The sequence below is a fragment of the Bacillus sp. AFS040349 genome, from assembly GCF_002577655.1.
In the GTDB taxonomy this organism is placed as follows: domain Bacteria; phylum Bacillota; class Bacilli; order Bacillales; family Bacillaceae; genus Metabacillus.
Window position 1 is genome coordinate 34,644 of record NZ_NUMC01000136.1, and the last position, 6,695, is coordinate 41,338.

Annotated in this window: 3 protein-coding genes; 2 read left to right on the plus strand and 1 reads right to left on the minus strand. The window is 33.4% G+C overall.

Features of this window, described 5'->3' with window-relative positions; translation table 11 throughout:
• The first annotated feature begins 71 nt into the window (after window positions 1–71).
• Window positions 72–788: a response regulator transcription factor gene (locus COD11_RS23205; RefSeq protein ID WP_098799277.1), complete on the plus strand. Its 717-nt coding sequence runs from the start codon at window positions 72–74 to the stop codon at window positions 786–788.
• 1 nt (window position 789) lies between these two features.
• Here the strand turns inward: COD11_RS23205 and COD11_RS23210 are convergent, their stop codons facing one another.
• The gene (locus COD11_RS23210) at window positions 790–924 is read right to left on the minus strand and encodes an anti-repressor SinI family protein (RefSeq protein WP_098799278.1); all 135 of its coding nucleotides are present in this window, start codon (window positions 922–924) and stop codon (window positions 790–792) included.
• A gap of 115 nt (window positions 925–1,039) precedes the next feature.
• On the opposite strand from COD11_RS23210, the gene COD11_RS23215 reads away from it, so the two are divergent.
• On the plus strand, window positions 1,040–6,220 hold the full coding sequence (locus COD11_RS23215) for an ATP-binding sensor histidine kinase (RefSeq protein WP_176551219.1): 5,181 nt from the start codon (window positions 1,040–1,042) through the stop codon (window positions 6,218–6,220).
• Window positions 6,221–6,695: the final 475 nt, after the last annotated feature.

The following is a 6,695-nucleotide window of genomic DNA, read 5'->3' on the forward strand; positions in this document are numbered from 1 at the left end:
TGGATAATATAGGTAGTTGATGGTATATTATGAAATAGTTGTATTTTGATAGATATTGGTAGGTGAGTTAGATGCTCAAGGAAAAAGTGATGCTGGTAGAAGATGATCATGATATACGTGAAGTTTTGCAATTATACCTATTAAAGGAAGGGTATTCTGTCATTCATGCTGAAGATGGCCTAACGGCATTACAATTAGTAGAAACGGAAAAGCCTGATATCATCGTTTTGGACGTAGTACTTCCGCGGATGGATGGGTTTGAGGTATGTCGTTTACTTCGTCAAAAAACAAATATTCCTATCTTGTTTTTGAGCTCAAAAGAAGATGAATTTGATAAGATATTGGGGCACAAAATTGGTGGGGATGATTACATTACTAAACCCTTTAGTCCAGCTCTTGTAACAGTGAAAATTCAAGCCCATCTACGTCGGCATCATAATATTGATCACCAATTAAGGCCTGTGAAGGAGCAGTTTTTGAAAAAAATAGAATATCCAGGATTAATTATAGATAAAGTAAGCTGTGTTGTAAAAGTGAATGGTGCAACTGTCCCCTTGTCTACAAAGGAATATCAACTCCTTTGTTTATTAGCAGAACATCCTAATCGTGTTTATAGTGTTGAAGATTTATTTGAACTAATCTGGGGGGGAGAAAGCCTAGGTGACCACCGTACAGTTATGGTTCATATAAGTAATTTACGCAAAAAAATTGAACCTATACCAGCCGATCCCATGTATATTGTTACAGTTAGAGGGATGGGGTATAAATTCATTGCTTCTCAGGAGTGAGTTAGTTATTTTTAAAAAAGTTGTGTATTTCTTCGGGAGTCATGCCAAGGTTTTTTGCTTCCAAGATGAGCTGTACCCATTCCTGGTCTATCTCTTGATCATCATTACTGCAATTCAATAGATTCGTTTTTTCCATCTCCAAACCTCCATGAACATTCCTACATAAATATAATAATGTTAAAACTATAAGGTCTGTTTAAGATTACTTAAAGTTTAGTTAAAGAATTGGAAATTCCTAAAGGATGACAATAATGAACAGAATGCCGATATTAAATAACTATAAAATAATTAATATTGAAGTTGAAAATAGTAAATCAATTATCTATAAAGGATATTCTTTACAAGAAAAAAAGCTTGTTCTATTGAAGACCATGAAACAGTCTACCCCACCCCCGCACGAAACTGCATCCAGCATACATGAATTTTACATAACAAAAGAAATGAATATGGATGAAATTATCCGTCCAGTCAAAATAGAAAGTTATTTAAATGAACCAATCCTAGTGTTGGAATATTTCTCTGGTGTTACCATGAGAGACTTTCTTAAAACTCAAAGGAAGGATATTTTAGAATTTCTTTCTATTGCAGTTAAACTAGCATCTGCTTTAATAAATGTACATCAACATCAGATCATCCACAAAAATATAAATCCTGAAAACATAATTCTTAATACATCAAATGGTCAAATGAAGATTACGGGATTTAATCATGCAACAAAACTAAAAAAGGAAAACCAGAGTAATAGTTTAACTCCGTATGAACTTGAAGGTCATCTTGCTTATATTTCTCCTGAGCAAACTGGTAGAATGAACCGATCTGTAGATTATCGAGCAGATTTATATTCTCTTGGTGTTTTATTTTATGAAATGTTCACAGGAATTCAGCCTTTTACTAGTAATGAATCAATTGAGTTAGTACACGCGCACTTGGCAAAAACTCCTCAGAATCCAATTTCACTAAACGATAATATTCCAGAAAGTATTTCTAATATTATTATGAAGCTTTTAGCAAAAATTCCAGAAGATAGATATAAGAGTGCATTTGGGCTACGAGAAGACTTAAAAAAGTGTATGGATCAACTTCGGCTATTCGGTGAGATAGAAGTATTTCAGCTTGGACAGGATGATCCACTTAATGTCTTTGAGGTAGATGGTAAGCTATATGGAAGAAACGTAGAAATTGAAAAATTAAAATTGGCATTTAATAAGGTGAGTACAGGACATTCTGAGTTAGTGTTAATTCAAGGACATTCGGGTATAGGAAAAACTGCGCTTGTAAATGAAATTCAAATTCCGCTTGTTAGAGAAAAAGGCTACTTTATATCTGGTAAGTTTGATTTACTCCAAAGACAGAAGCCATACTCGCCAATACTTTCTGCATTTAAACTATTAATAAGGAAATTATTGACTGAAGGGGATGCAAGAATTCAGAATTGGAAAACAGCTATTGAACGTGAACTATCAGGTAGTGCTTCGATTATTACATCACTGATCCCGGAATTAAAATGGATAGTAGGGAGCAACTCGCAGGAAGAGCAGCTTTCAGTTAAGGATGCGCATCTACGATTTCATTTGATCTTCCAAAAATTTGTGAATATATTCGCTACAAAGGACCACCCGTTAGTTCTATTTCTTGACGATCTTCAGTGGGCAGACACAGCCTCATTGGCATTGATTGAATATTTACTAACACACGTAGATTGTCGTTACTTTTTATTAATTGGAGCTTATCGCGATAATGAGGTTGGAGTTGAACATCCATTCACGGAAACCATTCATAATCTTGAAAAGAAGAAAGTTGCAATCTCAACAATTTCTTTAACTCCACTAAAGGAAAGTGTTGTTAGTCAGTGGGTGGAAGAAACAATTATGAATGATGAAAAAAAGGCTGGAAAACTAGCTGAACTAATGTTCAGAATTACTCAAGGAAACCCGTTTTTTATCAAACAGCTTTTTCAATCTTTTTATGAAGATGAAACAATCTTCTTTAATGCAAATTCAGGCAAATGGTCTATTCAGTTTGATATGGTGATGAAAGTCTTAGAAAAAGAAACGATAGTTGACTTAATGGTTAAAAGAATAGAACAACTTCCAATGGAAACTCAGGCTCTACTAAAACTAGCTTCGTGCATAGGTAATGAATTCGATTTAAAAACATTATCAATTATTTGTGAAGAAGAATATGATACGATCGGAAAGCAACTATGGTCGGCTCTTGAAGTAGGGCTGATTTTACCAGAAGATTTAGCTTATAAATGGATATATCCGGAAGGCCTCAAACAATTTATAGATAATCAACCTCCTGCATATCGATTCTTACATGATAGGGTTCAGCAAGCTATTCATTCTATGATGGATAAAGAAGAGCGAGAAAAGACACACCTTAAAATTGGAAGACTCTTAATTAGGTTTGGAGCAGGTAATGATTCCTTATTTGAAATTGTTAATCATTTAAATATCGGAAGAAAGTACCTAAATAAGAATGAATTGATACCTTTAGTTGAAAGGAATGTAAAAGCCGGTGAACAAGCAAAAGCATCAGCTGCATTTAAGGAGTCACTTGAATATTATAAAATAGCACACGAATTACTTGGTGAAGCATGGGAAGATCATTATGATTTAACAACCCGGTTAATGACAGGTCTTGGTGAATGTCAATATTTAAACAGTCAATTTGATGAATCTGAATCTACATTTAACCAAGTGTTAGAACGTGTTAAGACAAAACATGAAAAGTTAGAAATTTATAACCTTAAAGTTGTCCTTTATACACATGTTCATCGTGTACAAGAGGCTGTAGAATCTGGGATTGCTGGATTAAGACTATTTGGATGGAATATTAATCGCAATCCAAATAAGAGGTTAGTTGCAAAAGAGTTTCTTTTCGTTAAAGCAGCACTGTGGGGGAAAAGTGCAGAAGATTTAATGAAGCTTCCTGAACTAATAGATCAAGAAAAACGATTATTATTAAATACGATGATAACGATGAATGCACCATCTTTTCACGTTGATCAAAATTTAGCAACTATTTTAATGCTAAGAGCATTACGTTTTTCTCTAAAAAACGGAATCACTGATATCACATCTTTAGTAGTTAATAATTACGCACTTATTTTAAGTGCTGGTTTTAGTGACTTTGATCATAGCTATGAGTTTGGTAAGCTTGCAATTGAACTTGCTGAAGGTTCTGGTGATCCAGGGTTAAAAGGAAGAGTGTATTTTGTTTATGGTAGCTTTATTAATCATTGGAAGCACCACATTAAAGATAATTTACAATACTTGAAATGGTCGCAGCACTTTTGTATAGAGGCGGGAAATATTCACCTTGCTGGAGCGAATAGTTCTTTTATCGCGATTACACTGTTTATGATGGGAGATCACTTAAAGGATGTACTTGCTGGTATTAAGAATCAACGTATATTTATAGATCGAATCGGATATGTCATTTCGAAAGGATTTTTAAATGAACTGATACAATGGGTCGACATTTTAATGAACGAAAAAGCAAAAACAAGTTGGGATTTTGAACAAGTTTTAGATGATGATTCAGCCAAAATCATTCATTATACATTAAGGTTACAGTTGTCTTATTTGTTTAATGAAGAGAATTTTGCGAGTAATTTAATCAATCATTTAGATAAATTAGTAAGTAATCGATTAACTCTAGTTATTATATCTGAGTATTATTTTTATGATTCTCTTTGGGCTTCACGATTATATGATAAGGCAGACTCATCAAATAAAAAGTTACTTTATAAAAGAATCAAAAAAAATATCAAGAAACTCGGAAGATGGGCAAAGCTTTGTCCGGAAAATTATCTTCATAAATGGAAACTATTAAAAGCTGAATTAGCAAAAATAGATCATAATCATTCTATTGCAAGGAATGAATATGATGCAGCTATTCAGTTGGCAAAGGAAAACAACTTTGTTCAAGATGTTGCTATTAGTAATGAAGCTGCAGGTTATTATTATTTTTCAAGAGGTCTTGAAAGCTTAGCTGGCGCTTATTTGACAGAAGCATACCGTACGTATATGAAATGGGGTGCGTATGCAAAAGCCCTTAAATTACAAAAGGAATTTGATAGCTTCATTAATAATGTAGAAAAAAGCGGTCCTGATTTTCGGATTTCTCAATTTGATTTTGATGCTTCATTAAAAGCCTCTCAAGCGATATCGAGTGAGATTATCCAAGAAAATCTGGTGAAGAAGTTAATGGATATTACAATGCGAAATGCTGGTGCAGAGCGCGGAATTCTTCTGCTTAATAGGGAAAAACAATTATCTGTAGCAGCTGCAGCCAATATTGATAGCGAAATAGATGAAGAGTTATCCTTTCATATAGTAGAAGAAAACAAAGTATACCCTGAAATGATTATTCAATATGTAGTTAATAGCAGGGAAGCTGTTGTATTAAATGATGCAACAGTAGAAGGTATGTTTACAGGTGATCCATATGTGATTGCCGAAAAGCCAAAGTCTATTTTATGTCTACCAACAATTTATAAAGGAAATGTAAATAGTGTTTTATATCTTGAGAATAATCAAACAACATATGCATTTACTCAAGAAAGAATAAAGTTTTTAACTTTTCTTTCTACACAAGCGGCAATATCTATAGAAAATGCAGAACTTTATGGAAATCTTGAAGGAAAAGTAAAAGAGCGTACAAAAGAGTTTGAAAAAGTCAACAAACACCTCGAACAAGCAAATAGCGAACTTGCTAGAGCAGAACAAGAACGTAGGCATTTGTTATCGAATATATCACATGATTTAAGAGCCCCTATTACAACAGTAAGGGGGTATGTTGAGGCGATATTGGATGGATTAGTAGAAACAGAAGACCAAAGGGATGCGTATTTGAGGAGATGTATTGAAAGAATAGACGGGTTGAATGTAATGATTAATGATTTATTTGAACTTGCCCAATTAGAATCTCGACAAATCAATTTTTCGTTTGACATTGTCCCAATTGATCAATTGATAAAACGTTTATGTAGTCAATATGAATATGATATAAAAAGTAAGGGTTTTTTCTTTAACGTAATAATTGAAGAAATCAATGAAGAAACATATCCAATGGTTTCGGTGGATGTAAAAAGATTTAATCAAGTTTTTTCAAATATACTTATAAATGCTACGAATCATATAAAAACAGGGGGGATCTCAATTTCTTTAAAATTTGATAAAGATCTTGGTGATGCCTTTATTACAATAGAAGATAGCGGGGAAGGTATTTTGGAGGAAGATCTTCCTTATATATTTGATCGGAACTTTACGAGATCAAGAAAAGGAAATGGACTCGGATTAGCAATCTGTAGAGAAATTATTCTTTTGCACAAGGGGCGTATATGGGCAGAAAGCATACACGGTGAAGGCTCAATATTTTGTATTCAATTACCGGTCTTTCAGGTAGATCAACTAATAAGGTGAATAAAAAAATGTACTGACCACCTGGAAGTGTGTTATTACGGCTATGTGGTCAGTTTTTAACTTGCTACTCGGCGAGCTTTCTTTATGAATAATCTTTTAGAGAAATTATAAGGAGTAGAAACGTTTCGGAGTGGGCTTAATCATAGAACTTTGATGTATTTTTAAAGAACAGAAAAAAATGATTTAAACACTTGACTTCTACGAATCATGATGATAAGATATCACTTGTCGCTAATTAGAGGCGAAAAGAGCTTGATTCTAAATCAGTTAGTTGGTGCATTATATTTCGAAAAAACATCTATTAGTTATTGACTTCTACGAAGTGTTGTGATAAACTAATTTATGTAGTCGAGACGTGTTAAAGATAAACAAAATGATATATTATCGACTAAAACTTCTTCTTAGAAGTTGCGAAGTGAGAAGTTGTTTGGTATGATATTGCTTGTCCTTGAAATAGTAGTTCTTTGAAAACTAA